Origin of the sequence: Shewanella piezotolerans WP3, from assembly GCF_000014885.1 — a bacterium.
GTDB lineage: Bacteria > Pseudomonadota > Gammaproteobacteria > Enterobacterales > Shewanellaceae > Shewanella > Shewanella piezotolerans.
On sequence record NC_011566.1, the window covers coordinates 2,099,326 to 2,125,254 of the forward strand.

Annotated in this window: 25 protein-coding genes and 3 rRNA genes; 19 read left to right on the forward strand and 9 right to left on the reverse strand. The window is 45.1% G+C overall.

The genetic code is table 11. From position 1 onward, the window contains the following. The first annotated feature begins 7 nt into the window (after window positions 1-7). The 10 genes from rpsE (at window position 8) to rplQ (ending at window position 5,606) form a co-directional block, all read left to right on the forward strand. Window positions 8-511, forward strand: a complete 504-nt coding sequence (rpsE, locus tag SWP_RS09035; protein WP_020912152.1) for a 30S ribosomal protein S5 — start codon at window positions 8-10, stop codon at window positions 509-511. A gap of 6 nt (window positions 512-517) precedes the next feature. Further along, entirely contained in the window at window positions 518-703 is a 186-nt protein-coding gene (gene rpmD / locus SWP_RS09040) for a 50S ribosomal protein L30 (RefSeq protein WP_020912153.1), read from the forward strand. A gap of 1 nt (window position 704) precedes the next feature. Further along, on the forward strand, window positions 705-1,139 hold the full coding sequence (rplO, locus tag SWP_RS09045; protein ID WP_020912154.1) for a 50S ribosomal protein L15: 435 nt from the start codon (window positions 705-707) through the stop codon (window positions 1,137-1,139). A gap of 7 nt (window positions 1,140-1,146) precedes the next feature. Further along, entirely contained in the window at window positions 1,147-2,487 is a 1,341-nt protein-coding gene (gene secY, locus SWP_RS09050) for a preprotein translocase subunit SecY (protein WP_020912155.1), read from the forward strand. A gap of 23 nt (window positions 2,488-2,510) precedes the next feature. Beyond that, on the forward strand, window positions 2,511-2,624 hold the full coding sequence (gene rpmJ, locus SWP_RS23435) for a 50S ribosomal protein L36 (RefSeq protein ID WP_006083579.1): 114 nt from the start codon (window positions 2,511-2,513) through the stop codon (window positions 2,622-2,624). Between the two features lie 115 nt (window positions 2,625-2,739). Further along, window positions 2,740-3,096 (forward strand): 30S ribosomal protein S13, encoded by a 357-nt coding sequence (gene rpsM, locus SWP_RS09055; RefSeq protein ID WP_012153475.1) that lies wholly within the window; start codon window positions 2,740-2,742, stop codon window positions 3,094-3,096. 14 nt (window positions 3,097-3,110) lie between these two features. After that, window positions 3,111-3,503, forward strand: a complete 393-nt coding sequence (gene rpsK / locus SWP_RS09060) for a 30S ribosomal protein S11 (protein ID WP_012153476.1) — start codon at window positions 3,111-3,113, stop codon at window positions 3,501-3,503. A 36-nt stretch (window positions 3,504-3,539) separates the two neighbouring features. After that, window positions 3,540-4,160: a 30S ribosomal protein S4 gene (gene rpsD / locus SWP_RS09065; RefSeq protein ID WP_012153477.1), complete on the forward strand. Its 621-nt coding sequence runs from the start codon at window positions 3,540-3,542 to the stop codon at window positions 4,158-4,160. Between the two features lie 24 nt (window positions 4,161-4,184). Then, complete coding sequence (locus SWP_RS09070) at window positions 4,185-5,174, forward strand: DNA-directed RNA polymerase subunit alpha (protein WP_020912156.1); 990 nt, start codon at window positions 4,185-4,187, stop codon at window positions 5,172-5,174. Window positions 5,175-5,213: 39 nt separating this feature from the next. Next, on the forward strand, window positions 5,214-5,606 hold the full coding sequence (gene rplQ / locus SWP_RS09075) for a 50S ribosomal protein L17 (RefSeq protein ID WP_012153479.1): 393 nt from the start codon (window positions 5,214-5,216) through the stop codon (window positions 5,604-5,606). 49 nt (window positions 5,607-5,655) lie between these two features. On the opposite strand, the gene SWP_RS24145 is transcribed toward rplQ, so the two are convergent. The 6 genes from SWP_RS24145 to ccmA all read right to left on the reverse strand — a co-directional run bounded on the left by SWP_RS24145 (window position 5,656) and on the right by ccmA (window position 9,263). After that, entirely contained in the window at window positions 5,656-5,811 is a 156-nt protein-coding gene (locus SWP_RS24145; protein WP_187148544.1) for a hypothetical protein, read from the reverse strand. 666 nt (window positions 5,812-6,477) lie between these two features. After that, a complete protein-coding gene (gene ccmE / locus SWP_RS09080) occupies window positions 6,478-6,972 on the reverse strand; it encodes a cytochrome c maturation protein CcmE (RefSeq protein WP_020912158.1) in 495 nt (164 codons plus the stop codon). Then, window positions 6,972-7,169 (reverse strand): heme exporter protein CcmD, encoded by a 198-nt coding sequence (gene ccmD, locus SWP_RS09085; RefSeq protein ID WP_020912159.1) that lies wholly within the window; start codon window positions 7,167-7,169, stop codon window positions 6,972-6,974. Before ccmD ends, ccmE begins: the two co-directional genes overlap by 1 nt. After that, window positions 7,169-7,915 (reverse strand): heme ABC transporter permease, encoded by a 747-nt coding sequence (locus SWP_RS09090; protein ID WP_020912160.1) that lies wholly within the window; start codon window positions 7,913-7,915, stop codon window positions 7,169-7,171. Before SWP_RS09090 ends, ccmD begins: the two co-directional genes overlap by 1 nt. A gap of 1 nt (window position 7,916) precedes the next feature. Continuing rightward, window positions 7,917-8,603, reverse strand: coding sequence for a heme exporter protein CcmB (gene ccmB, locus SWP_RS09095; protein ID WP_020912161.1), 687 nt, complete (start codon window positions 8,601-8,603; stop codon window positions 7,917-7,919). A gap of 9 nt (window positions 8,604-8,612) precedes the next feature. Continuing rightward, window positions 8,613-9,263 (reverse strand): cytochrome c biogenesis heme-transporting ATPase CcmA, encoded by a 651-nt coding sequence (gene ccmA / locus SWP_RS09100; protein ID WP_020912162.1) that lies wholly within the window; start codon window positions 9,261-9,263, stop codon window positions 8,613-8,615. A 321-nt stretch (window positions 9,264-9,584) separates the two neighbouring features. Here ccmA and SWP_RS09105 point away from each other — a divergent pair, with 321 nt between their 5' ends. Then, window positions 9,585-9,878: a c-type cytochrome gene (locus SWP_RS09105; protein WP_020912163.1), complete on the forward strand. Its 294-nt coding sequence runs from the start codon at window positions 9,585-9,587 to the stop codon at window positions 9,876-9,878. A 62-nt stretch (window positions 9,879-9,940) separates the two neighbouring features. Here SWP_RS09105 and ccmI read toward each other — a convergent pair whose 3' ends face one another. Beyond that, the gene (ccmI, locus tag SWP_RS09110) at window positions 9,941-11,194 is read right to left on the reverse strand and encodes a c-type cytochrome biogenesis protein CcmI (protein WP_020912164.1); all 1,254 of its coding nucleotides are present in this window, start codon (window positions 11,192-11,194) and stop codon (window positions 9,941-9,943) included. A gap of 432 nt (window positions 11,195-11,626) precedes the next feature. On the opposite strand from ccmI, the gene SWP_RS09115 reads away from it, so the two are divergent. From SWP_RS09115 to SWP_RS09150, 8 genes are all read left to right on the forward strand, one after another. Next, window positions 11,627-13,606 carry a heme lyase CcmF/NrfE family subunit gene (locus SWP_RS09115; protein WP_020912165.1) on the forward strand — a complete coding sequence of 660 codons (1,980 nt, stop codon included), beginning with the start codon at window positions 11,627-11,629 and terminating at the stop codon, window positions 13,604-13,606. 15 nt (window positions 13,607-13,621) lie between these two features. Continuing rightward, window positions 13,622-14,176, forward strand: a complete 555-nt coding sequence (locus tag SWP_RS09120) for a DsbE family thiol:disulfide interchange protein (protein WP_020912166.1) — start codon at window positions 13,622-13,624, stop codon at window positions 14,174-14,176. After that, complete coding sequence (gene nrfF, locus SWP_RS09125) at window positions 14,173-14,655, forward strand: heme lyase NrfEFG subunit NrfF (RefSeq protein WP_020912167.1); 483 nt, start codon at window positions 14,173-14,175, stop codon at window positions 14,653-14,655. The genes SWP_RS09120 and nrfF overlap by 4 nt, the downstream gene beginning before the upstream one ends. Continuing rightward, window positions 14,652-15,218, forward strand: a complete 567-nt coding sequence (locus SWP_RS09130) for a TlpA disulfide reductase family protein (protein ID WP_020912168.1) — start codon at window positions 14,652-14,654, stop codon at window positions 15,216-15,218. The genes nrfF and SWP_RS09130 overlap by 4 nt, the downstream gene beginning before the upstream one ends. A 632-nt stretch (window positions 15,219-15,850) precedes the next feature. Next, window positions 15,851-17,393 (forward strand): 16S ribosomal RNA (locus tag SWP_RS09135). A gap of 371 nt (window positions 17,394-17,764) precedes the next feature. Further along, window positions 17,765-20,659 (forward strand): 23S ribosomal RNA (locus SWP_RS09140). 202 nt (window positions 20,660-20,861) lie between these two features. Then, window positions 20,862-20,977: ribosomal RNA gene (gene rrf, locus SWP_RS09145) — 5S ribosomal RNA — on the forward strand. The 16S, 23S and 5S rRNA genes sit together here, the layout of an rRNA operon. A gap of 297 nt (window positions 20,978-21,274) precedes the next feature. After that, window positions 21,275-22,549 carry a CinA family nicotinamide mononucleotide deamidase-related protein gene (locus SWP_RS09150; protein ID WP_020912169.1) on the forward strand — a complete coding sequence of 425 codons (1,275 nt, stop codon included), beginning with the start codon at window positions 21,275-21,277 and terminating at the stop codon, window positions 22,547-22,549. 69 nt (window positions 22,550-22,618) lie between these two features. On the opposite strand, the gene SWP_RS09155 is transcribed toward SWP_RS09150, so the two are convergent. Together SWP_RS09155 and ppc are read right to left on the reverse strand one after the other, a co-directional pair. Beyond that, window positions 22,619-23,161, reverse strand: coding sequence for a YceB family lipoprotein (locus tag SWP_RS09155; protein WP_020912170.1), 543 nt, complete (start codon window positions 23,159-23,161; stop codon window positions 22,619-22,621). Next, window positions 23,161-25,797, reverse strand: coding sequence for a phosphoenolpyruvate carboxylase (ppc, locus tag SWP_RS09160; RefSeq protein ID WP_020912171.1), 2,637 nt, complete (start codon window positions 25,795-25,797; stop codon window positions 23,161-23,163). Before ppc ends, SWP_RS09155 begins: the two co-directional genes overlap by 1 nt. Between the last annotated feature and the right edge of the window lie 132 nt (window positions 25,798-25,929).

A 25,929-nucleotide genomic window follows, 5' to 3' on the forward strand; every position in this document is an offset into this window, starting at 1 on the left:
ATGAAAAATGGCTAAATTTGAAGCTCAACAAAAAGACGATCTGCAAGAGAAATTAGTTGCAGTTAATCGTGTTTCTAAAGTAGTTAAAGGCGGACGTATCTTTAGCTTCACTGCACTAACTGTAGTCGGTGATGGTAATGGTAAAGTCGGTTATGGCTATGGTAAAGCGCGTGAAGTACCAGCAGCAATTCAGAAAGCAATGGAAAAGGCTCGCCGTAACATTGTAAACGTTGAATTGAACAACGGTACTTTACACCACCCTGTAAAGGGTCGTCACACTGGTTCTCGTGTTTACATGCAGCCAGCCTCTGACGGTACCGGTATTATTGCCGGTGGCGCAATGCGTGCCGTATTGGAAGTAGCAGGCGTTCATAACGTTCTGTCAAAAGCATACGGTTCTACTAACCCGATCAACATCGTTCGCGCAACTGTAGATGCGTTGGTGCACATGAAGTCACCATCACAAATTGCAGCTAAGCGTGGCCTGAATGTTGATGAAATTCGAGGTTAATGCACCATGGCTACTAAAACACTTAAAGTAACTCAGACCAAGAGTTCAATTGGACGTTTGCCTAAGCATCGTGCAACTTTGACTGGTCTAGGTCTACGCCGCATTAATCACACTGTTGAACTAGAAGATACTCCTTCTGTTCGCGGTATGATTAACAAGGTTTACTACATGGTTTCGGTGGAGGAAGTATAAGATGCGTCTAAATACTCTATCACCTGCTGCAGGTGCTAAATCAGCAGCTAAGCGTGTAGGTCGCGGTATCGGTTCAGGCCTAGGTAAAACTGCAGGTCGTGGTCACAAAGGTCAGAAGTCTCGTTCTGGCGGCGGTGTTCGCGTAGGTTTCGAGGGTGGTCAAATGCCACTTAAGATCCGTCTACCTAAATTCGGTTTTACCTCGCGTCGTGCGTTGGTATCAGCTGAAGTTCGCATTAGCGAACTAGCTAAAGTTAACGGTGATGTTATCGACCTAAATGCGCTGAAAGATGCGAATCTAGTTACTCGCAACATACAGTTTGCTAAAATCGTTCTTTCAGGTACCATTGAGCGCCCTGTGACCGTTAAAGGTCTGAAGGTAACCAAAGGTGCACGTGCAGCTATTGAAGCTGCCGGTGGCAAGATCGAGGAATAATACGTCGATGGCAAAACCAGGACTTGATTTAAAAAGCGCGAAAGGCGGTTTATCAGAATTGAAAACCCGTCTCCTGTTCGTGATTGGTGCAATTATCGTCTTTAGAGCCGGTTCGTTTGTACCAATTCCTGGTATTGACGCTGCTGTACTAGCAGAGCTGTTTAATCAGCAAAAGGGTACCATCTTAGGCATGTTTAACATGTTCTCTGGTGGCGCCCTTGAACGTGCCTCTATTTTTGCATTAGGTATCATGCCGTATATTTCGGCATCGATCATTATGCAGTTATTGACAGTCGTTCATCCTGCGCTCGCTGAATTGAAAAAGGAAGGCGAGTCGGGAAGGAAGAAGATTAGTCAATATACTCGATACGGCACGTTGGTCCTGGGTACATTCCAGGCTATCGGTATCGCAACAGGTCTTCCGAACTTAGTTCCAGGTTTAGTAGTAAACCTAGGATTCGGATTCTACTTTGTTGCAGTTGTCAGCTTAGTCACAGGAACAATGTTCCTAATGTGGTTAGGTGAGCAAATTACCGAAAGAGGCATTGGTAACGGTATCTCGATATTGATTTTCGCAGGTATTGTTGCAGGTCTGCCATCTGCTATCGGTCAAACGGCCGAGCAGGCGCGTCAAGGCGACATAAGTGTACTAGTATTGTTGTTGCTGGCAGTAATTGTTTTTGCTGTCACATATTTTGTGGTATTTGTAGAGCGTGGGCAACGTCGTATCGTTGTCAACTATGCTAAGCGTCAACAGGGCCGTAAGGTCTTCGCAGCGCAAAGCACACATTTACCGCTTAAGATAAATATGGCTGGTGTTATCCCGCCTATTTTTGCGTCCAGCATAATTTTGTTCCCAGGCACACTGGCTCAGTGGTTTGGTCAAAATGAGTCTATGTCATGGTTAAGTGATTTTTCACTTGCTGTGTCACCAGGACAACCGCTGTACTCATTGTTATATGCAACAGCGATTATCTTTTTCTGTTTCTTCTATACTGCGTTGGTGTTTAACCCTCGCGAAACAGCAGATAACTTGAAGAAGAGTGGTGCGTTTATTCCCGGGATTCGTCCTGGAGAACAGACTTCGCGTTACATTGATAAAGTAATGACCCGCCTAACATTAGCTGGCGCGTTATATATTACTTTTATCTGCTTAATTCCGGAGTTCATGTTAATTGCGTGGCAAGTACAGTTCTATTTTGGCGGTACTTCACTACTAATTATGGTAGTCGTAATCATGGACTTCATGGCTCAAGTTCAGACCCATATGATGTCTCATCAGTATGAGTCTGTAATGAAGAAAGCTAACTTGGTAAACAAAGCGAATTTAGATCGCTTTGGTCGCTAAGATAGTAATCTCGGAGTGATGAAATGAAAGTTCGAGCTTCCGTGAAGAAGATCTGCCGTAACTGCAAGATCGTAAAGCGTAGTGGCGTTGTTCGCGTGATTTGTGTTGAACCTAAACACAAACAGCGTCAAGGCTAAAAGAAAGATTTGACCAGCCCAGTCGGGGCTGGTCAAAATATTATTTGCTAAATTGTCGTCTGTCGAGTATCCTACCGGGCTTTTCACAGATGACCTTTAACTTGAGGAGTGCATAGTGGCCCGTATCGCTGGCATTAACATTCCTGATCAAAAGCACACAGTCATTGCATTGACTGCTATCTACGGCATTGGTCGTACTCGCGCACAAGCTATTTGCGCGGCTACTTCAATTGCTGAAGACGCTAAGATCAAGGAATTGAGCGAAGCTCAAATAGATACTCTACGCGAAGAAGTTGCCAACTACATTGTAGAAGGTGATTTACGTCGTGAAGTTTCCATGAACATCAAGCGTCTTATGGACCTTGGTTGTTACCGTGGCCTTCGCCATCGTCGTAGCCTTCCCCTTCGTGGGCAACGTACTAAGACCAATGCGCGTACGCGTAAAGGTCCACGTAAACCAATTAGAAAGTAACGGGGTAATCCACAATGGCTAAAGTTCCGTCACGTTCTCCGCGTAAGCGTGTACGTAAACAGGTTGCTGATGGTATGGCGCATATCCATGCGTCTTTCAACAACACTATTATTACCATTACAGATCGTCAAGGTAATGCACTATCTTGGGCAACTTCTGGTGGTTCAGGTTTCCGTGGTTCACGTAAATCTACCCCATTTGCTGCACAGGTTGCTGCTGAACGCGCAGGTACTGCCGCTCAGGACTACGGTGTTAAAAACCTAGAAGTGTTTGTGAAGGGTCCAGGTCCAGGACGCGAATCAGCGATTCGTGCACTAAACTCGGTTGGTTACAAGATAACCAATATTACCGATGTGACGCCTATCCCTCATAATGGTTGTCGTCCTCCTAAGAAACGTCGCGTTTAACACGTCGTTTTTAAATAGGATAGTTGGAGAAAGAACATGGCAAGATACTTGGGTCCAAAGCTCAAGCTCAGCCGCAGAGAAGGTACAGACCTTTTCCTAAAAAGCGGCGTGAGAGCAATCGATTCGAAGTGTAAGCTTGAAACTGCACCTGGACAACACGGCGCTCGTAAGACCCGTTTGTCTGAGTATGGCGTTCAGCTACGCGAGAAACAAAAAGTTCGTCGTATTTACGGTGTGCTAGAAAAGCAATTCCGTAACTACTACAAAGATGCTGCACGTACAAAAGGTAACACTGGTGAAAACCTACTTACTCTTTTAGAAACCCGTCTTGATAACGTAGTTTATCGTATGGGCTTCGGTGCAACACGCGCTGAATCACGTCAGCTAGTTAGCCATAAGTCAATTATGGTTAATGGTAGCGTCGTTAACATTCCATCATTCAAAGTGTCTGCGAATGATGTAGTGAGCGTTCGCGAGAAGTCACGTACTCAAGCTCGTATTAAAGCGGCTTTAGAAGTGTCGGCTCAACGCGAAAAGCCAACATGGGTTGAAGTTGACAACACTAAGATGGAAGGTGCTTTCAAGCGTATTCCTGAGCGTAGTGATTTGTCTGCGGAAATTAACGAACAGCTGATCGTCGAACTTTACTCTAAGTAAAGTTAAAACAAAAGAGAGGACACAATGCAGGGTTCTGTTACAGAATTTCTTAAGCCGCGTCTCGTTGATATCGAGCAGGTTAATCCAACACGTGCCAAGGTTACACTGGAGCCGCTAGAGCGTGGTTTTGGTCACACTTTAGGTAACGCGTTGCGTCGTATCCTATTGTCGTCTATGCCAGGCTGCGCGGTTACCGAAGTAGAGATCGATGGTGTACTGCATGAATACAGTAGCAAGGAAGGCGTGCAAGAAGATATCCTTGAGATATTGTTAAACCTTAAAGGTTTAGCAGTTGTTATCGAAGGGAAAGACGAAGCTATGCTTACGCTTAGTAAGTCAGGCGCAGGCCCTGTTACTGCAGCAGATATCACGCATGACGGTGATGTTACCGTTATGAATCCTGACCATGTTATCTGTCATTTAACAGGTAACAATGAAGTCAGCATGCGTATCCGCGTAGAGCGTGGTCGTGGTTATGTACCGGCTTCTGCCCGTGCACAAACTGAAGACGATGATCGCCCTATCGGCCGCTTGTTGGTTGATTCTTCGTTCTCACCAGTTGCTCGCATTGCATACAATGTAGAAGCTGCTCGTGTAGAACAGCGTACAGACTTAGATAAACTCGTTATCGATATGACCACAAACGGTACTATTGATCCTGAGGAAGCTATTCGTCGCTCTGCAACAATTCTTGCTGAACAGCTAGATGCGTTTGTTGAGTTACGTGATGTGACTGAGGCTGCACCAGTAGAAGAAAAGCCGGAGTTCGATCCGATATTGTTGCGTCCTGTCGACGATTTAGAGCTAACTGTACGTTCAGCCAACTGTTTGAAGGCTGAAGCGATTCATTACATCGGCGATCTGGTACAACGCACTGAAGTAGAGTTGTTGAAAACTCCTAACTTGGGTAAGAAATCTCTTACTGAAATTAAGGATGTTCTTGCATCTCGCGGACTGTCGTTAGGTATGCGTCTAGAAAACTGGCCTCCAGCTAGTTTAGCAGACGACCTTTAAGTCCAGATTAGTACAGATATAGGTAATAAGGATTAGGTCATGCGCCATCGTAAGAGTGGTCGTCAACTAAACCGTAACAGCAGTCATCGTCAAGCTATGTTTCGTAACATGGCATGCTCAATAGTTCGTCACGAAGTGATCAAAACTACTGTAGCTAAAGCGAAAGAACTGCGTCGCGTAGTTGAACCTCTGATAACACTTGCTAAGAGTGATAGTGTAGCAAACCGCCGTTTGGCATTTGCACGTACTCGCGACGCTGAAGTCGTTGGTAAGTTATTTACTGAATTGGGTCCACGCTTCCAGGAACGTCCTGGCGGTTACACCCGTATTCTTAAGTGCGGTCTACGTACTGGTGATAAAGCGCCTATGGCGTACATTGAACTAGTAGGTCGTCCAGAAGCAGCTGAAGCTGTTGAAGACACTGCAGAGTAAATAAGTCTTAGTTTAAAAGGCCGAACAAATTGTTCGGCCTTTTTTATGCCTATTTTTTAATTTCACTAGTTTTTTGTTTCGCCTCAGTATTCTGCACAGCCACAGCCACAGCCACAGCCACAGCCACAGCCACAGCCACAGCCACAGCCACAGCCACAGCCACAGCCACAGCCACAGCCACAGCCACAGCCACAGCCACAGCCACAGCCACAGCCATAAATAGAGAGGGGCTGATCGATGCTCGTTTTTATCAAGGGTATTAATTGTAGGTTGAAGGGGGAACTCTGAACACCAAAGTAGGTTGTCTGTTATAGCTGACTGAATCCATCATAAGCACATTGGTAGATATTAGTACTGTGAAAGGGCAAAGTGTATTTTTGTTCTCGTCTTACCTATACCGCTAGATAGTTAATTCCTTATAGATGTTACTAATGGGGATCCTCATGCCAGGTGCGTGCTCTAGCACTGCGCATTGGTGTCTATGCTGATCTGACTGAATGTACTACGGCAGTAGCCGTTAATGACAAATCGTTCTAGGGCTTGCGGCTCAATTAGGACTAAGAATAAAGATATACAAGCTTTTGTTGAGGCCTGACAGTAGGGTGGGCATATCAGAGTTTATGGGTTTGTTTAAGTGCTCTCACTGTAATCGGCTAGAGAAGGATAATTGTACCCAGTAGGATACATCCGATGAAAGAAGCTTAGACAGTAATTCAGTTTCGCTATATATTTTGATTTGATGAATGAGGGGGATGATTGCTATAACCTAGCTAGGCTATTAAGTTAGTGGTTGGGGAGCCAAAGAGTTTTGAGTTTTACACAAAAAAGCCTTCAATAGATGAAGGCTTTTAGAGTTATAGGTTATGAGTGACTATTTATAACCGCCAGCCTTTGATTGGTCTTCGCTGTAATCTAGTTTTTCATGACTCTGACCCATAGCCTCAGCAACTTCAGGTGGCATGTAGTTCTCGTCATGCTTAGCTAGAACTTCTGTAGCCTCAAGCTTACCTGGGGCTGATAAAACGCCTTGAGCAACGATGCCTTGGCCCTCACGGAATAAATCTGGCAGCAGGTCGTCATAAGTTACGATAATTTCGCCGCCAGCTGCATCATGTACCGCAAATTCGACATGAAGACTGTCAGGGTCACGAACCATAGAACCGATTGTTACCATGCCACCAACGCGGATGCGTTGCCCAATTTCAGGCATTACACCGGTATCTTTCTTACCTTGAACAATTTCAGTAGGTGTAAAGAAAAGATTCAAGTTTGAATTTAGTGCATATAATAGTAACGATGCGATTGCTGCCACACCACCTATAAGAGCGACAGCTAGGGTTAAGCGTTTTTTTCTTCTTGGATTCACTATTTAGTACTCCGAGTTTCTTTTAAGCGTTCTTCTCGCTGAATTTTCTTCGCGATTTCGACTAACACTTTACGTTTCTGTCTAACACTCATAACGACTAGCGTTCCGAGAGAGAAGAAGGTTACACCGTAGGCAAGCCATACATAAAAAGCATAGCCGCCCATATTAAAAAATTCACTAATTGAGTCGAATTGCATTATTTGACCCCTTCTGCTTTAGCAAGTTCACGCACCCATGGACGCATTCCATTTCGTGCTAAAATTTCTGATCTAAATCTCACTAATGTAATTGCTGCGATCATAAGACCGAAACCAAATATGTTAATTAACAATGGATATAACATATCAGTCGACATCGTCGATTTTTCAGTAATACGGATGGTAGACGGTTGATGTAGTGAGCTCCACCAGTCAACAGAATACTTAATAATTGGGATATTAATTACGCCTACAATGGCTAGGATCCCTGCAGCCCTGGCTGCCAGCACTTTATCTTCAAATGATGCGTAGAGAGAAATCACACCTAGGTAAAGGAACAGTAGCACCAATTCAGACGTTAGGCGTGCATCCCAAACCCACCATGTGCCCCACATAGGCTTACCCCAAGTTGCGCCTGTAACAAGAGCAATAAAGGTAATGACAGCGCCAATAGGTGCGATTGATGCAGCAGCCCAATCGGCAGATTTTATTTGCCAAACAAGACCAATGAATGAACATGTGGCCATGCCCATGTAAGCGGCCATAGACATTGAAGCTGCCGGTACATGAATAAAGATAATACGGTAGCTGTCACCCTGCTGATAATCGGTTGGAGCAAATCCTAAGCCCCAAATAGTGCCAATACCGATAAAAGCAATTGCTAAGGTAGCAAACCATGGCAATAGCGTGCTTGAAAGCTTGTAAGCGCGTTCTGGATCCGCGTATGAATGTAACCATTTCCACATTTTAGTTAGTACTCACTCGTAAGGAAGCACCAATAGCGAATGGTGCTAACGTTAATGAACCGATCAACATAGCGCCAATTATAGCGAGTTGACCATCATAAGGTAAATTCATTCCAGCAGCATCAATAGCGCTGGTAGCAAAAATTAACACCGGGATATAAAGCGGTAATATGAGCAAGCTCAATAGCACGCCACCCTTACGCAATCCGACAGTCAATGCCACACCAATGGCTCCTAGTAGACTTAATACAGGCGTTCCTAGCGCTAAAGTAGCGATTAGTGCACCGTAGCTATTAGTATCAAGGTGCAATAGAACTGCTAATAAAGGTGCCACTAAAATTAAAGGTACACCTGTTAATATCCAATGTGCCAGTACTTTTGCCAAAACCATTAATGGCAGAGGTTGTGGGCTTAGCAGCATTTGCTCAAGACTACCATCGACATAATCAGCTTTGAATAAACGCTCTAATGACAACATAGATGCAAGGAGTGCAGCTACCCAAATAATGCCAGGTGCGACTCGTGTTAATACTTGCGGCTCAGGCCCGATCCCTAATGGAAACAGAGTGACTACCAATACAAAAAATAATAACGGATTAAAAATATCACCGCGATGACGGACTGCAATCTGTAGATCTCGTTTGAGTAACGTACCGAATGCTTGGGTATAACTGATACCTTTTTTCATTGTTAATTCCTAAACAAAGCGATAATCAAGGCGAATTTTACGCAAGATGTCATCACCGATTACGCCCATATCCTGATGGGTCGTTAAGATGACACAACCGCCACGTTCAGCATGAGCTAAAAAGAGGTGTTCAAGCTCTTCTACGCCTTTTTTATCTATCGCAGTAAAAGGTTCATCAAGTAGCCAAATTTTACAGTTTGTATGCCAAAGTCTCGCTAGTGCAGTACGGCGATGTTGTCCTGCTGAGAGATGGCCTGCTAACGCTTCTTCAAAACCTGATAAATTGACTTTTGCAAGGATTTCGCGTGTATTAAAGTCATCATACCCGCTGAGTCTTAAATTGAAGTTAAGATTCTCTTCTGCTGTAAGTTCACTTTTTACCCCCGCCAAATGGCCAAGGTACAATAACTCATCGTTATACTCATCTCGACATCGATTGATGTCTTCACCTTTGAAGTTGATGTGGCCTGCGTATGGTCGAGATAATCCTGCGATGATCCGCAAAAGACTGGTTTTTCCTGCACCATTAGGGCCTTCAATCTGAACAATCTCGCCTTCGGTGATTTCAAAGCTCAGTTCGTCAAAAAGAATACGCTCTTCTCTAATACAAGTTAGGTTACTAGCCGATACCAGTGTTGTTGCTTTTGATTGTTCTACCACTGAGCCCTCTATATCATGCCATCTAAAAACACAAGTGATACTAACACATAGACTTTCAAGCGTTTAGTTTCGTGTAGTGCTAAGTGTCAGCAATTTGATGTAGTTCGAATATTAGGAACTTTTTAGGAACTTTTTAAACATTTGCTAATATATTAACGTTTTTGAGAACTATGTCTTGCTAAACACCTTTTAACGCGATTTAAATCACAAATAGATGCCATTTGGTGAAGTTTGTAGTAACCTAGCGCAGCGATAATAAGTCTGCCGCATTCTATAAGGGCAGCGTGAGCTTTGTTAGAATTTGCATTAGGAACCTATAAAATGAAAAAATTATTAGCACTGACTGCAGCTGCTGCATTAACTTTGTCTACAAGTGCTTTTGCTCAAGATGGCAAAGCTGTTTACGATAAAGCTTGTCAAGTTTGTCACAGCATGGGCGTTGCTGGCGCACCAAAAGCACATGACGCTGCAGCATGGGAGTCTCGCTTAGCGAAAGGCGCTGACGCACTAGTATCAAGTGTTAAATCAGGCCTAAACGCAATGCCACCAGGTGGTATGTGTACTGATTGTTCAGATGAAGACTACAAGAAAGCAATTGAGTATATGTCAAAGTAAACTCTATTGTGGACATAAAAAAACCGGCTAATAGCCGGTTTTTTTATGAATGTAATTTGACGTTACTGAACTTGGGTATCGAGAACCAGTTGCCCTGTATCACCAACTTTAATCATCGCTAGTTTACCTTGGATATCACCTGCTTGTGGTTTAACACTGCCATGCTTTGATAGTACTGCAATCACTTCTACGGTCTTCGCATCGCTTAGCTTAACGTTGCCACCCATATTGGTGCTGTCATCCAGTGTAATCGATAATGGTAGTGATTCTGCAGACACTTTAGTCGCTGCAAGCGGTACTTTAGGGCCTTCAGTCGAGCGAGCAAAGATGAATAGCATATCAGTGCTAGCAACCTGAGCTTGCAGTTCTGGAGAGATTGAAACCTCTACAGTTACTGTTTTTGCTGTGGCTTTTGGCTTAACATTTTTATGTGCATCATCATTTGGCATTTCGCCTTCAGCATTCATTCTCATTTTTGCGCTGTCGATAGCATTGATAATCGCACTGCGATCAACATCTTTGCGCTCACTATCTAAAATCAGCTGCCATGCATCGATAGCTGTTTGATATTCAGCAGAGAAGAATGAGTCCATACCTACAAGTAATAAAGTAGAAGGATCAGAAGGGTCAAGTGCGAGTGATTGATCAATCAGAGCCTGAACCGCTGGCGTCATTTGTTGGTTTGAGCGGTAGTATAAGGCTGTAGCCTTAGGGCCTAGTAGCTCAGCATGTACACCAACTAACTCCATTGTTTTGTCGAAGGCCATGATGGCATCGTCATAACGATTAGCTGAAATATAGGTATGACCAAGACTAAACCATAACTGACTGTTTTCAGGTTCAGCTTGAGCTTGAGCTTCCATCATCTGCACTCGCTGTGACATCATTTGCGCTGCATCCATACCTGAATGCGCTTCATTTGCTGTCATCGGCTTGTCTAAGTTTTCATATGCGCCCAGTGTTGAGTACATGTAGCCTGAAATCCCGAGAATGATTGCAGACATCAAAGCTGGCCATGCCACACTTTTAGGTTTTACTTTATTAACAAGAGACTCATCATCACCCTGCTTCATATCTTGAAGTAGGCTTATTTCGAGTTCTTTCTTAAGCGCATCAAATTCAGCTTGATCAAGTAACTCTTCGCTGACTTCTTTCTCTAAAACAGAGAGACGCTCATTAAATAATTCTAAGTTGGTGCTTTTACGAACACCGGCTTCTTCCGTCTGCAGCATTTTTTGCTGACGAATATGTGGGAACCAAATCAGCGCTAGGCTGACCAACACAAATAAGGCTATCAAGATCCAGAATGTGGTCATTATGTCTATTTCACTTTAGTTTGCGAAAAAGCGGATTCACCGCTGAACTAGGGATAAGATTATACGTAAAGATTATTCATTGAACAGTAATATAACCTGAAATCGTCATAGTTGCGTACTTGTTCACAGATTGATTTTATTTGCAAAATAACTCGAAACTTACGGGAACTTCTTGAGTCAGACTTAAAAATCCCACTAAATGTGCTCAGTTTATGGTGGTATTTTTGAACATTTGTTTATGTGTTGCCCGTACTAAGATAGGGAAAGAATGAGACAAGTCACCCATATTTGTATGAAATAGGCAGACAGGAACAATAGCAAATACTAAACTGAGCTAAATTTGTACCCTTTTTAGTAGTGTTAACTACGGACTCGTGTGTAATGATATTAGCGTATGCTTATCAATACATGATTTAGGACTGAGGAAAACCCATGATCCCAGAATTAGGACACTTTTCGCTGATTATTGGTGTGGCATTCGCCATGCTTTTAGCCATCGTCCCTTTAGTAGGTGTAGCTCGCAAAGACCAATATTTGGTGCGCTATGCTTGGCCATTAACATACGGAATGTTCTTTTTTATTCTGTTCTCCGTTGTCGCGCTCGGTTATAGCTTTGCCGTCGACGATTTTTCTGTCGCTTATGTAGCGCATCATTCGAACTCTGAATTGCCGATCTTTTTCAAGATTGCAGCAGTCTGGGGTGGTCATGAAGGTTCACTGCTATTTTGGGTTTTCTCATTATCAGCATGGGCAGCCGCAGTAGCATTGTTTAGTAAAGGTTTAGAAGAGGTCTTTACTGCGCGTGTTCTAGCTGTGTTAGCCATGATTCTAATTGGCTTCTCACTATTCATGTTGTTGACATCTAGTCCGTTCGAACGTCTATTCCCAATACCTATGGAAGGGCGTGATCTTAACCCAATGTTGCAAGATGTTGGCTTAATCTTCCATCCTCCTATGCTATATCTAGGTTATGTTGGTTTCTCTGTTAGCTTTGCGTTCGCTATCGCAGCGTTAATGAGTGGCCGACTAGACTCAGCTTGGGCTCGTTGGAGCCGTCCTTGGACGTTGGCAGCTTGGGTATTCCTAACTGGTGGTATCGCACTTGGTTCATGGTGGGCTTATTACGAACTTGGCTGGGGCGGTTGGTGGTTCTGGGATCCAGTAGAGAACGCATCATTTATGCCGTGGTTGATTGGTACGGCGCTTGTTCACTCTCTTATCGTAACTGAGAAGCGTGGCGCATTCCGTAACTGGACCGTTTTGTTGTCAATCTTCGCCTTCTCGTTAAGTTTGTTAGGTACCTTTATCGTGCGTTCAGGCGTACTGACATCTGTGCATTCATTTGCTGCTGACCCAAGTCGAGGAATGTTCATTCTCCTCTTACTCGGTTTAGCTGTCGGTGGTTCGCTGACCCTATTTGCTTTCCGAGCCAGTGAGATGAAGAGTCCTGCGCGCTTCCAGCTTAAGTCTAAAGAGACCATGCTGCTAGTGTGTAACCTGTTGCTAACTGTAGCCTGTGGTACCGTTCTACTTGGGACACTCTACCCACTGCTAATTGATGCTTTAGGTATGGGTAAAATATCTGTAGGACCTCCATACTTCAACGCAGTATTTGTTCCAATTGTCCTTGTGTTATTTGGCTTCATGGGTATTGGTCCTGTGATCCGCTGGAAGAAATCAAAAGATGGTGAGTTGAAACGTCAACTACTGATCCCAGCAGTTATTGCGTCAGTCGTCGGACTTGCAGCACCGTTTCTTGCCGGTGGCGAATTTAATATCTGGGTTGCATTTGGTATTGGTACCGCAACTTGGGTGACAATTATGACATTCCGAGCTGCTTATAATATGGTTAAGACCAAAGAAGGCCCTGTCGATATGACTCGCCTTGGTCGAAGCCAGCTCGGTATGATTATTGCGCACTTAGGTATTGCTGTGTCAGTTGTTGGTGCCACTATGGTCTCTAACTACTCGCTTGAGAAGAGTGTTCGAATGGGCCCTGGTGTTTCTCAAGAGCTAGCGGGTTATACCTTCAAATATGTTGAGACCAAAAACGTAGTGGGTCCTAACTACACTGCGCAGCAAGGTCAGATAGAAGTTTATCAAGATGACGAATACGTCACATTGTTAAGACCTGATCGTCGCCAATATAATGTACGTACTATGGATATGACCGAAGCGGGAATTGATTGGGGATTATTCCGTGACCTTTATGTCACAATGGGTGACCCTATCAGCCGTACCGAGTTTGCTGTTCGTCTTAACTATAAGCCATTCGTACGCTGGTTATGGTTTGGATCGATCTTTATGATGGTTGGTGGTTTCTTTGCTGCTTCTGATAAGCGTTACAGAATCAAAGCAAAGAGCGCTGATAAGAAAGCTTCAGACAACAGTGACAAATTAGCAACGGCATAATGGAATAGGGTGAGTATGAAAAAGCTAGTTTTATTTCTTCCACTGGTTGTGTTTTTAGGTTTGGGGGTGTTCCTTTATAAGGGACTCTTCCTAAACCCTCAAAAACTCGATTCAGCTCTAGAAGGAAAGCCGATCCCGACTTTCGAGTTAGAGATTCTGGAAAAGTCAGGGGAGACTTTGACTAATGAGACACTCAAGGGGAAAGTTTCTCTGCTAAACGTGTGGGCGACATGGTGTCCTTCATGTAAGTATGAGCATCCTTTCTTAATGACGTTGGCGCGCAAAGATGTTTTGCCTATTTACGGTATTAACTATCGTGATGAGCGGGCATTAGCCATTCGTGAATTAAGTCGCGAAGGCAACCCTTACGCTATTAACATTTACGATCATAATGGTCGTTTAGGTTTAGACTTGGGGGTTTACGGTGCACCAGAAAGCTTCCTTGTTGACCATAAAGGGATTATTCGTTACCGCTATGCAGGTCCAATAGACTCGCGTGTGTGGAAAGAGACCCTTTATCCAATGGTTCAAGAGTTACAAGCGGAAGCTGCTAAGGATGGAGCATCATGATTAAAATACTAATTAAGAGCTTTTCTGCGCTGGTATTACTATTAAGCATGGCTTCGGTAGTAAATGCGACTCCGGTTGATACTTATGAGTTTAAATCTCCGGAAAACCAGAAGCGTGGATTATCTTTGGCACATTCATTACGTTGCCCGCAGTGCCAGAATCAAAATTTGATTGATTCTAATTCACCAGTTGCCCAAGATCTTCGTTTAGAAGTATTCGAAATGGTTGATGAAGGGAAGAATGACGACGAAATCATAGAGTTTATGACAAGCCGTTACGGTGAATTCGTGCTTTATAAACCAAGAATGGAAGCCAAGACTTATGTGCTTTGGTTAGGCCCTATCGGTTTATTAATCTTCGGTGGTTTTATTGGTTTTCTATTTATACGCAAACAGCGTATTGCAGAAACTAATACTGATGAATTAACGTCAGAAGATCAGCAAGAACTCGATCGCCTGTTAAAGCGAGATACTAAATGAAAAACATAGTATTTGGGCTCTTTGCCGTCACGCTAATGTTTGCCGGGCAAGCACAAGCTTACCCAGGTATGCAAAAGCAAGGCGAAAAGGAGATCCAATCAAGTGTTGATCAAATTAGTGTTCTGCCTAAGCCATTTCCAATAGAAGCTGTTCCATTTAAAGACAGTCAGGGTAAACCTGTCGATTTTAGTCAGTACAAAGGAAAAGTTATCATGGTCAACATGTGGGCCACTTGGTGTCCCCCATGTGTGAGAGAGTTACCGGCTATTAGTCGATTCTCTGACAAAATTGGTTCAGAAGAGTTCGAAGTCCTTCCTGTATCAATAGATCTTGATGGTAACAAACAAGTAGAACCATTCCTTAAAACATTAGGGATGGAGAACTTCACTACTTATTACGATAAAGAGCAGAGCTTAAGTGATGTATTCCCTTTGGATACCATTCCTGCCACCTTTATACTTAATAGAGAAGGCGAGTTAATCGCATTTGTTCGTACCTTCGTAGACTGGGACGATGATAAGGCCGTTACACTGATAAAAGGTTTCTTAGAGCAAACGCAGTAGCTGTAAATGACTGAGTAAGCTTTAATAGACAGTTAAGAAGGGGCTTTTAGCCCCTTTTTTGCGCGTATCGTTTGAGAAGTGTCCGCTTAACCATATTATTTCATTTTTTCTCATTTAGCCCCTTGTGCTCTTGTTAGATTTCCCTATAATGCGCATCCACTGACACGGCACAGCAGCCCAACTACTTAGGTAGTACGGGACTTGCAGCAGTGTTAGAGAAGTTAACTTCTTCGGAAATTAGCCTCAGGTGACAATCGCTTTTAAGGCTTCGGGTGATGATGGATTTCACGAGAGTGATTAAGAAATCAACGCTTAGAAAACTTCTTAAAATAAGCGCTTGACGCCGACACTGGAGAGTGTAGAATACGCCTCCTCAAGCCAACGACCTAGCGTCTTCGGCGAAGTATGAAAGATGACTTCACGCTCTTTAACAATATGACAAGCAAATCTGTGTGGGCACTCACAGGTGTTGAGTTATTCGAAATTGCATCTTAGATGCAATCAAAAATATTTCTCAATGAACCACTGAGTGACCATAGCAATATGTAAACTTCGAATATCTTCGGATATTTGAAAAACAGTATAATTCATTGAGCCGTTTCACTCTTAACCGAGTGGGGCAAAAAAAACTTTAATTGAAGAGTTTGATCATGGCTCAGATTGAACGCTGGCGGCAGGCCTAACACATGCAAGTCGAGCGGAAACACAAGGGAGCTTGCTCCTGAGGTGACGAGCGGCGGACGGGTGAGTAATGCCTAGGTATCTGCCCAGTCGAGGGGGATAACAGTTGGAAACGACTGCTAATACCGCATACGCCCTACGGGGGAAAGGAGGGGACCTTCGGGCCTTTCGCGATTGGATGAACCTAGGTGGGATTAGCTAGTAGGTGGGGTAATGGCTCACCTAGGCAACGATCCCTAGCTGGTCTGAGAGGATGATCAGCCACACTGGAACTGAGACACGGTCCAGACTCCTACGGGAGGCAGCAGTGGGGAATATTGCACAATGGGCGAAAGCCTGATGCAGCCATGCCGCGTGTATGAAGAAGGCCTTCGGGTTGTAAAGTACTTTCAGCGAGGAGGAAAGGTTGTTGGTTAATAACCAACAGCTGTGACGTTACTCGCAGAAGAAGCACCGGCTAACTTCGTGCCAGCAGCCGCGGTAATACGAGGGGTGCAAGCGTTAATCGGAATTACTGGGCGTAAAGCGTACGCAGGCGGTTTGTTAAGCGAGATGTGAAAGCCCCGGGCTCAACCTGGGAACTGCATTTCGAACTGGCAAACTAGAGTCTTGTAGAGGGGGGTAGAATTTCAGGTGTAGCGGTGAAATGCGTAGAGATCTGAAGGAATACCGGTGGCGAAGGCGGCCCCCTGGACAAAGACTGACGCTCAGGTACGAAAGCGTGGGGAGCAAACAGGATTAGATACCCTGGTAGTCCACGCCGTAAACGATGTCTACTCGGAATTTGGTGCCTTGAACACTGGGTTCTCAAGCTAACGCATTAAGTAGACCGCCTGGGGAGTACGGCCGCAAGGTTAAAACTCAAATGAATTGACGGGGGCCCGCACAAGCGGTGGAGCATGTGGTTTAATTCGATGCAACGCGAAGAACCTTACCTACTCTTGACATCCAGAGAATTTTCCAGAGATGGATTAGTGCCTTCGGGAACTCTGAGACAGGTGCTGCATGGCTGTCGTCAGCTCGTGTTGTGAAATGTTGGGTTAAGTCCCGCAACGAGCGCAACCCTTATCCTTATTTGCCAGCACGTAATGGTGGGAACTTTAGGGAGACTGCCGGTGATAAACCGGAGGAAGGTGGGGACGACGTCAAGTCATCATGGCCCTTACGAGTAGGGCTACACACGTGCTACAATGGTCGGTACAGAGGGTTGCAAAGCCGCGAGGTGGAGCTAATCTCACAAAGCCGGTCGTAGTCCGGATTGGAGTCTGCAACTCGACTCCATGAAGTCGGAATCGCTAGTAATCGTAGATCAGAATGCTACGGTGAATACGTTCCCGGGCCTTGTACACACCGCCCGTCACACCATGGGAGTGGGCTGCACCAGAAGTAGATAGCTTAACCTTCGGGAGGGCGTTTACCACGGTGTGGTTCATGACTGGGGTGAAGTCGTAACAAGGTAGCCCTAGGGGAACCTGGGGCTGGATCACCTCCTTACCTATACGACTAACTCACATCTGTTAGTAAGAAATTACGTTGAGTGTTCACACAGATTGCTTGTTAATGAGCAAACATATCCTGCCTTGTTGCAGTGATATCGTTCTTTAAAAATTTGGAAAGCTGATAGTGTTAATCTGAAAGGGATAACAACTACGATTTATCGTATTGTTATTTATAGGATTAACGCGAAATTAAAAAATTGAGTTCTAAACACTTAAACATTAAGTGTCTTGGCTTGTGACTTAACGGTTACGAGTTAAAAATTCTAATTTTGGCGAAAGTAGAAACCATTAGTTACGATACGACTGTTTTGAGCTTACCCGCTTAAAACAACGGATATCTCTCATAGAGACTTATTTGGGTTGTATGGTTAAGTGACTAAGCGTATATGGTGGATGCCTTGGCAGTCAGAGGCGATGAAGGACGTAGTAACTTGCGAAAAGCGTTGGCGAGCTAGTAACAAGCATTTGAGCTAACGATGTCCGAATGGGGAAACCCACATGCATAAGCATGTATCTTTAACTGAATTCATAGGTTAAAGAGGCAAACCCGGGGAACTGAAACATCTAAGTACCCGGAGGAAAAGAAATCAACCGAGATTCCCCTAGTAGCGGCGAGCGAACGGGGATTAGCCCTTAAGCGTAGAGGGTGTTAGTGGAATGTGTTGGAAAGCACAGCGGCACAGGGTGATAGCCCCGTACATGAAAACTAACTTTACGTGAAAACGAGTAGGACGGGACACGTGACATCTTGTCTGAACATGGGGGGACCATCCTCCAAGGCTAAATACTCCTGACTGACCGATAGTGAACCAGTACCGTGAGGGAAAGGCGAAAAGAACCCCTGTGAGGGGAGTGAAATAGAACCTGAAACCGTATACGTACAAGCAGTGGGAGCGGTTCTTGAGACTGTGACTGCGTACCTTTTGTATAATGGGTCAGCGACTTACATTTTGTAGCGAGGTTAAGCGAATAGCGGAGCCGTAGGGAAACCGAGTGTTAACTGCGCGTTTAGTTGCAAGGTGTAGACCCGAAACCCGGTGATCTAGCCATGGGCAGGTTGAAGGTTGAGTAACATCAACTGGAGGACCGAACCGACTTATGTTGAAAAATGAGCGGATGACTTGTGGCTGGGGGTGAAAGGCCAATCAAACCGGGAGATATCTGGTTCTCCTCGAAAGCTATTTAGGTAGCGCCTCGTACGAATACCATTGGGGGTAGAGCACTGTTAAGGCTAGGGGGTCATCCCGACTTACCAACCCTTTGCAAACTCCGAATACCAATGAGTACTATACGGGAGACACACGGCGGGTGCTAACGTCCGTCGTGAAAAGGGAAACAACCCAGACCATCAGCTAAGGTCCCAAAGTTATTGCTAAGTGGGAAACGATGTGGGAAGGCTTAGACAGCTAGGATGTTGGCTTAGAAGCAGCCATCATTTAAAGAAAGCGTAATAGCTCACTAGTCGAGTCGGCCTGCGCGGAAGATTTAACGGGGCTAAGCAATACACCGAAGCTATGGGTACTAGTGTTTACACTAGTGCGGTAGAGGAGCGTTCTGTAAGCCGTTGAAGGTGAAGGGGTAACCCACACTGGAGGTATCAGAAGTGCGAATGCTGACATGAGTAACGATAAAGGGAGTGAAAAACTCCCTCGCCGAAAGACCAAGGGTTCCTGTCCAATGTTAATCAGGGCAGGGTGAGTCGACCCCTAAGGCGAGGCCGAAAGGCGTAGTCGATGGGAAACAGGTTAATATTCCTGTACTTCTGCTAACTGCGATGGAGAGACGGAGAAGGCTAGGCTAGCGCGGCGTTGGTTGTCCGCGTTTAAGGCTGTAGGCTGTGTACTTAGGCAAATCCGGGTACACACTAGGCTGAGAGTTGATGACGAGGTCCTAAGGGACTGAAGTAGTTGATGCCATGCTTCCAGGAAAATCTTCTAAGCTTCAGGTTAGTAGGAATCGTACCCCAAACCGACACAGGTGGTTGGGTAGAGAATACCAAGGCGCTTGAGAGAACTCGGCTGAAGGAACTAGGCAAAATGGTACCGTAACTTCGGGAGAAGGTACGCTGCCGGCGGTGATGAGACTTGCTCTCTAAGCTGCTGGCAGTCGCAGATACCAGGTGGCTGCAACTGTTTATCAAAAACACAGTACTGTGCAAACTCGCAAGAGGAAGTATACGGTATGACGCCTGCCCGGTGCCGGAAGGTTAATTGATTGGGTTATCTTCGGAGAAGCTCATGATCGAAGCCCCGGTAAACGGCGGCCGTAACTATAACGGTCCTAAGGTAGCGAAATTCCTTGTCGGGTAAGTTCCGACCTGCACGAATGGCGTAATGATGGCCACGCTGTCTCCAGCCGAGACTCAGTGAAGTTGAAATTGCGGTGAAGATGCCGTATACCCGCGGCTAGACGGAAAGACCCCGTGCACCTTTACTATAGCTTGGCACTGAACATTGAACCTACATGTGTAGGATAGGTGGGAGACTTTGAAGCTTCGTCGCTAGATGGAGTGGAGTCAACCTTGAAATACCACCCTTGTAGTTTTGATGTTCTAACCGCGGCCCCTGAATCGGGGTTCGGGACAGTGCCTGGTGGGTAGTTTGACTGGGGCGGTCTCCTCCCAAAGAGTAACGGAGGAGCACGAAGGTTGGCTAAGTACGGTCGGACATCGTACGGTTAGTGCAATGGCATAAGCCAGCTTAACTGCGAGACATACACGTCGAGCAGGTACGAAAGTAGGTCATAGTGATCCGGTGGTTCTGTATGGAAGGGCCATCGCTCAACGGATAAAAGGTACGCCGGGGATAACAGGCTGATACCGCCCAAGAGTTCATATCGACGGCGGTGTTTGGCACCTCGATGTCGGCTCATCACATCCTGGGGCTGAAGTCGGTCCCAAGGGTATGGCTGTTCGCCATTTAAAGTGGTACGCGAGCTGGGTTCAGAACGTCGTGAGACAGTTCGGTCCCTATCTGCCGTGGGCGTTGGATGATTGAAGGAAGCTGCTCCTAGTACGAGAGGACCGGAGTGGACGAACCGCTGGTGTTCGGGTTGTTATGCCAATAGCATTGCCCGGTAGCTACGTTCGGAATCGATAACCGCTGAAAGCATCTAAGCGGGAAGCGAGTCCTAAGATGAGTCATCCCTAGGAATTTAATTCCTCTAAAGAGCCGTTCGAGACTAGGACGTTGATAGGTCAGGTGTGTAAGCGTTGTGAGGCGTTGAGCTAACTGATACTAATGACTCGTGAGGCTTAACCATACAACCCTGATGGGTTTTGGCCAAAAATGCTCCATGCATTTAAGGCACTTCCTCCATCCATGGAGGGTGTATGAGACTGATGTTTTTACCTCATCGAAGTTAGAACTACTCTGAAAAGAGTGACACTTAATGTGGTGTCGAACTCAATAATTTAATATTACTTGCCGTAGCGAGTAACAGCTTTCTAAATTTGCCAAATTTGTCTGGAAACCATAGAGCTGTGGTCCCACCTGATCCCATTCCGAACTCAGAAGTGAAACACAGTATCGCCGATGGTAGTGTGGGGTTTCCCCATGTGAGAGTAGGTCATTTCCAGGCGCCTAATTTCTCGTCAGAGAGTATTAAGCCCGTTGCTAACGCAACGGGCCTTTTTACGTCTGCAATTTGCGAATTAGCCGTTTCTTTACTACTTTACTCGTCTACTTTTTCTGCTTTTGTCTCTCCTTACCTGTTAGAGATTAGGTTTTTTAGACTGCTTCGGGCACTTTGAATCCAAGCATGTCGATGATGCGTAAACACTACTTCACATGAATTGAGAACATAATGGCAATTGGTTATTGCTATTAGCGCTTAGCTCTCCTAATTTAACAGCAATTAATTGCTAGGGATTGCCCAATGAAGCTAGAAATGATTTGTACAGGCGAAGAAGTATTAGCAGGTCAGATAGTTGATACTAATGCAGCATGGTTTGCCAATATGCTAATGGAGCATGGAGTCGAGTGCCAACGGAGAATTACCGTTGGTGATAGGCTTGAAGATCTGGTCGCTGTTTTTCAAGAGCGAAGCACTGAGGCCGATGTCATTGTCGTTAATGGTGGCTTAGGCCCTACCAGTGATGATTTATCCTCAGAAGCAATGGCATTAGCAAAAGGTGAGCCTTTGGTGGAGAATAAAATCTGGCGAGATCGCTTAGATGATTGGTTTACTCGTAATGGACGAGTGATGGCAGAGAGTAATCTTAAGCAAGCACTAATACCAGAATCAGCCATCATGATAGATAACCCTGTAGGTACAGCCTGTGGATTTGCCGTAAAACTAAATCGGGCTTGGTTGTTTTTTACTCCAGGGGTGCCTTTTGAGTTTAAACAGATGATTAAAGAGCAATTCATTCCTTTCATTAATGAAAGGTTTGAAATAGCGGGTGATGTTGCATTGCGTAAATATCTGACATTAGGACAAGGCGAATCGTCTCTAGCTGATGCATTAGAAACCATTGTATTACCTGAGGGGATCACCATTGGTTACCGCAGCTCAATGCCACATATTGAAATTAAGTTGTTTGCACGTGGTAAAGCAGCAATAAGTGAGATGGATAAGATTGAAGCGCAGATCCGTTTCCTGTTAGGCACTGCGATAGTAGCAAATAATAAAAAGAGTCTAGCTGAAGAGATCCATGCGTTGTTGATTGATTCAGGGAAGACCTTGAGTGCGGCAGAGTCATGTACTGGCGGCATGATTGCAAGTCAATTGATTTCACATGCTGGAAGTTCAGCTTACTTAGATCAAGGACTCGTTACTTACAGTAACGAATCAAAGGTTAAAGTACTAGGGGTTAAACCAGAAACCTTAGATGATCATGGTGCGGTATCTATAGCAACTGTCGAGGAGATGGCGTCAGGTGCTAGAGCTATTTTAAATAGTGATTATGCATTAGCGACAAGCGGTATTGCTGGCCCTACAGGCGGAACAGAGGATAAGCCTGTTGGTACTGTCGCGATAGCACTGGCAACTAAGAGCGGAGTTTATAGCCAAATGATTAAGTTACCACGTCGCTCTCGGGATTTAGTGCGTAGTTTAAGTACTGCTGTAGCATTTGATATGCTGCGTCGAGAATTACTTGATGAAGCCGTAATAGTCGATTATGGATCGATTAAACGTTTTCAAAAATAACTAAGTTTAATAAAAAGGCAGTAATGAAATGTTCATTACTGCCTTATGTTTGGTGGTTTAGATCAGCTTTTACTCGTCAAACACTAGCACCAATTTGCCTGGCTTTACTTCAATACGCTTGGTCATTTCGGCGATTAATGCTTGATTAGACTCCTTTGTATCGAGCACATACACAGGTTGAGTTTCTAAAAACTGTGTTAGAAACCCCATAAGCTGCGGTGCAATAGAGCCAATCGCTTTCTCGATATCCTTTGGCTTAGACTCTACTTTTACCAAATTAAGATTACGCAGATACACACTCTGATTACTAGCATCATACCAAGGCTCCGCTTCGAACTCGGCAGTCAAGTCAGCACTGATAGGTAGCATCGGGTTGCGCACTTTTACCAGGGTGGACGCCATTACGGACATGGTATTGGGCTTAGCACCTAAAGTAACATCAATGTCATTTACTTTGAGTTCAATACCAAAGATCTGGTTACCTTGGTTGATCTCAAAGTGCATCTCATCACTTAAGTAGCCTTCTAACTCACTTTCAGTAATGCTGTACTGACTGACACAACCTGTCAGCAATAGCGATAGTGCGCAAAGCGTGATTTTAAGCATCTTCATTAACCTGTGTTTCTCATACCGGCAGCGACACCTGCAATAGTCAGCATTAAAGCAAGCTCTACATTTTTTGAGGTCTCTTCTTCTCTGCGGGTACGAGCTAATAGCTCAGCTTGCAGGAAGTTAAGCGGATCAATATAGGGATTTCTCAACTCGACAGATTCTCTGTTCCAAGGAGTGTGAGACATTAAGCTTTCCGCTTGAGTGAGCTCAAGCACTGCATCGACACCAATCGCTAGACGTTCACGCAGTTGTACCCCTAAGTGATGTAGCTCTTTGGGCACTAAGCTGGTTTCATAGTATTTGGCTAAGTTTGGCTCAGCTTTTGCGTAAACCATCTCTAGCATCGAAATGCGGGTTTTAAAGAATGGCCACTCTTGCTCCATCTCTTGAAGTAATGGCAGTTCGCCTCTCAAGGATGCAGCTTGTAGTGCTTCACCGGCTCCGAGCCACGCTGGTAACATTAAGCGGTTTTGTGACCAAGCAAAGATCCATGGAATCGCACGCAGGCTTTCAATACCGCCATCGATACGGCGTTTTGCTGGGCGGCTACCTAATGGCAGTTTACCAAGTTCAACCTCTGGGGTTGCTGCTCTAAAGTAGGAAACGAAATCAGCTTCTTCCCGTACGATAGCGCGGTAAGCGAGTACTGACTCATCGGCAAGTAGCTCCATGCACCTGCGCCACTCTGGTTTGGGCTCTGGCGGTGGCAGCAGTGTTGCTTCCATCACCGCTGAGGTATATAGCGCGAGACTTTGTACCGCGAGCTTAGGCAGACCAAACTTGAAGCGGATCATCTCTCCTTGCTCTGTTACACGTATACGACCATCAACAGAACCAGGCGGTTGCGATAGAATCGCTTCATGTGCAGGCCCGCCTCCTCGACCGATTGTACCGCCACGTCCATGGAAGAGGGTAAGCTTGATATCGGCGTCCTGACTGACAGCGACTAGTTTTTCTTGGGCACTGTACTGCGCCCAAGCCGCAGCCATCACTCCAGCATCCTTAGCTGAATCGGAATAACCGATCATCACCTCCTGTATGCCTTTGGTATAGCCACGATACCAATCGATGCTAAAGAGTGAAGACATACACTGAGACGCATTGTTAAGATCGTCTAATGTCTCAAACAGCGGTACAACACGCATTGGATGTGGGCAACCTGTTTCTTTGAGTAACAGTAATACTGTTAAAACATCGGAGGGCTGGCTGGCCATCGAAATAACATAAGACCCCATGGCTCGTGCTGGTTGTGTAGCGACCAATCGACAGGTACGCAGTACTTCTGCAACCTCATCACTACCTTGCCAATTTGATGGGATTAGCGGTCGCTTGCTAGTTAGCTCTCTAAGTAGGAAAGATTGCTTTTCAGCTTCCCCCCAATGTGCATAGTCGCCCATGCCTAAGTATCGTGTTAGTTCCGCAATAACATCAGCGTGGCGCTGTGCATCTTGGCGAATATCGAGTCTCAGCATATGGATACCAAAACAGGCTATTCGGCGCAGCATATCGAGCAATAGACCATTAGCAATAAGGCTCATGCCACAATCACTTAAGCTCCTATAAAGCATCATTAGCGGTTCTTTGAGATCTCTTTCATCCCAAATGATGTCAGCTAAGTCGACCTCGGGCTTATGACCTTCAAGTCTGGCATTGAGGTAATCGATGGTATTTCTTAGTTTGCCACGAAGATCTCTTAAGACGTCTCGATAAGGCTCGTTGCTGTTGTTGGTATAGGCAAGTAGTTCATCGTTTGCGGTTTCCATAGACAGGTCGTTAACCAGAAGAACTACGTCTTTGAGGTAGAGCCTGGCAGCGGAATGGCGATTACGGTCGAGCACCTCTTGAGTGACAACTGAAGTTACAAAAGGGTTACCATCGCGATCACCCCCCATCCAGCTAGAGAATCTTACCGGAGCGATATCAATGGGCAGTTGAGTATTGGTACGTTCTTCTACTTGCTGGTTTAGCTGACGCAAGAAATCTGGAATCGCTTGCCATAATGACACTTCAATGGTGCTTAATCCCCAACGAGCTTCATCTACCGGAGTCGGACGCTCATTACGGATCTCATTGGTATGCCAAATCTGAGCGATAAGTTGACGTAAACGCAGATGATGCTGCTTTTTCTCTTGCTCAGTTAACTGAGGGTTTTCTAGCGCAGTAAGTGAGTCGACGACGGCAGAATACTTTTGAATTAAAGTTCGTCTTGAGATCTCTGTTGGGTGGGCTGTGAGTACTAGGTCAATATCGAGGCTCTTTAAACACTCAAGCATTTTTTCTTGATCGATATTACCGCCGAGCATTCTGCCTAAAAGCTGCTCTACAGGATCCGGTACACAGACAAGCTCATCGCAATTACGGCTAATTGTATGGAATTGTTCGGCAATGTTTGCCAAGTTTAGAAACTGGTTAAAGGCTTTGGCGAATGGCACTAGTTCGTCATCACTTAATGCCGATAGTAGGGTCAGCATCTCTTCGCGGGCAGCATCGTTGCCTTGACGTGAACTTTTTGAGAGGTGGCGGATCTGCTCGATTTTATCCAAAAAAGTGTCATCGAGATCGGTACGAATTGTATCACCTAAAATCTGTCCTAAGGTACCAACGTTTGACCTTAACGACGCATACATATCAACCATACGTGCTCCATATCAGTAAGCTAATCGATCACAATACCTAGCGATAGCACACTAGGCAATGATCTAGTTCGGGTTACCGTGTCTGAATGTGCTCTACCTCACTTTAACCATACTAATTATGGCGCTTAGAAT

Excerpts from the sequence above, each read along its gene's own strand:
- SWP_RS09120 (WP_020912166.1), top strand. The coding sequence starts at position 13,622 with ATGAAAAAGCTAGTTTTATTTCTTCCACTGGTTGTGTTTTTAGGTTTG.
- SWP_RS09130 (WP_020912168.1), top strand. The coding sequence starts at position 14,652 with ATGAAAAACATAGTATTTGGGCTCTTTGCCGTCACGCTAATGTTTGCC.
- SWP_RS09070 (WP_020912156.1), top strand. The coding sequence starts at position 4,185 with ATGCAGGGTTCTGTTACAGAATTTCTTAAGCCGCGTCTCGTTGATATC.
- rpmD (WP_020912153.1), top strand. The coding sequence starts at position 518 with ATGGCTACTAAAACACTTAAAGTAACTCAGACCAAGAGTTCAATTGGA.
- SWP_RS09150 (WP_020912169.1), top strand. The coding sequence starts at position 21,275 with ATGAAGCTAGAAATGATTTGTACAGGCGAAGAAGTATTAGCAGGTCAG.
- rpsD (WP_012153477.1), top strand. The coding sequence starts at position 3,540 with ATGGCAAGATACTTGGGTCCAAAGCTCAAGCTCAGCCGCAGAGAAGGT.
- SWP_RS09115 (WP_020912165.1), top strand. The coding sequence starts at position 11,627 with ATGATCCCAGAATTAGGACACTTTTCGCTGATTATTGGTGTGGCATTC.
- rplO (WP_020912154.1), top strand. The coding sequence starts at position 705 with ATGCGTCTAAATACTCTATCACCTGCTGCAGGTGCTAAATCAGCAGCT.
- nrfF (WP_020912167.1), top strand. The coding sequence starts at position 14,173 with ATGATTAAAATACTAATTAAGAGCTTTTCTGCGCTGGTATTACTATTA.
- rpsK (WP_012153476.1), top strand. The coding sequence starts at position 3,111 with ATGGCTAAAGTTCCGTCACGTTCTCCGCGTAAGCGTGTACGTAAACAG.
- ccmI (WP_020912164.1), bottom strand. The coding sequence starts at position 11,194 with ATGACCACATTCTGGATCTTGATAGCCTTATTTGTGTTGGTCAGCCTA.
- ccmB (WP_020912161.1), bottom strand. The coding sequence starts at position 8,603 with ATGAAAAAAGGTATCAGTTATACCCAAGCATTCGGTACGTTACTCAAA.
- ppc (WP_020912171.1), bottom strand. The coding sequence starts at position 25,797 with ATGGTTGATATGTATGCGTCGTTAAGGTCAAACGTTGGTACCTTAGGA.
- rplQ (WP_012153479.1), top strand. The coding sequence starts at position 5,214 with ATGCGCCATCGTAAGAGTGGTCGTCAACTAAACCGTAACAGCAGTCAT.
- secY (WP_020912155.1), top strand. The coding sequence starts at position 1,147 with ATGGCAAAACCAGGACTTGATTTAAAAAGCGCGAAAGGCGGTTTATCA.
- SWP_RS09090 (WP_020912160.1), bottom strand. The coding sequence starts at position 7,915 with ATGTGGAAATGGTTACATTCATACGCGGATCCAGAACGCGCTTACAAG.
- ccmD (WP_020912159.1), bottom strand. The coding sequence starts at position 7,169 with ATGCAATTCGACTCAATTAGTGAATTTTTTAATATGGGCGGCTATGCT.
- rpsE (WP_020912152.1), top strand. The coding sequence starts at position 8 with ATGGCTAAATTTGAAGCTCAACAAAAAGACGATCTGCAAGAGAAATTA.
- rpmJ (WP_006083579.1), top strand. The coding sequence starts at position 2,511 with ATGAAAGTTCGAGCTTCCGTGAAGAAGATCTGCCGTAACTGCAAGATC.
- SWP_RS09155 (WP_020912170.1), bottom strand. The coding sequence starts at position 23,161 with ATGAAGATGCTTAAAATCACGCTTTGCGCACTATCGCTATTGCTGACA.
- SWP_RS09105 (WP_020912163.1), top strand. The coding sequence starts at position 9,585 with ATGAAAAAATTATTAGCACTGACTGCAGCTGCTGCATTAACTTTGTCT.